The 244-nt window shown below is 43.4% G+C and carries 1 protein-coding gene; it reads left to right on the forward strand.

Features of this window, described 5'->3' with window-relative positions; translation table 11 throughout:
* Positions 1-244: galactose-1-phosphate uridylyltransferase (gene galT / locus NX845_RS07405; protein WP_260256747.1), on the forward strand; the 244-nt coding region annotated here is incomplete at both ends.

A 244-nucleotide genomic window follows, 5' to 3' on the forward strand; every position in this document is an offset into this window, starting at 1 on the left:
TTTACCCAACGAGATTGAACGCAAAGAAAAACTGTTAAAAGAGTACTTTGAACAGCAAGGTTCTAATCTTTTAGTGGATTACGTTGAAGCTGAAATGAAAGACGGCTCTCGCACTGTGGTTGAAACTGAACATTGGATTGCAGTGGTGCCTTACTGGGCAGCGTGGCCATTTGAAACCATGTTGCTGCCAAAAACACACATCCGCCGTATGAGTGAACTGACTGATGAGCAGCGTGATGATTTA

Origin of the sequence: Vibrio sp. NC2 (genome assembly GCF_025195005.1) — a bacterium.
Classification (GTDB): Bacteria; Pseudomonadota; Gammaproteobacteria; order Enterobacterales; family Vibrionaceae; genus Vibrio; species Vibrio splendidus.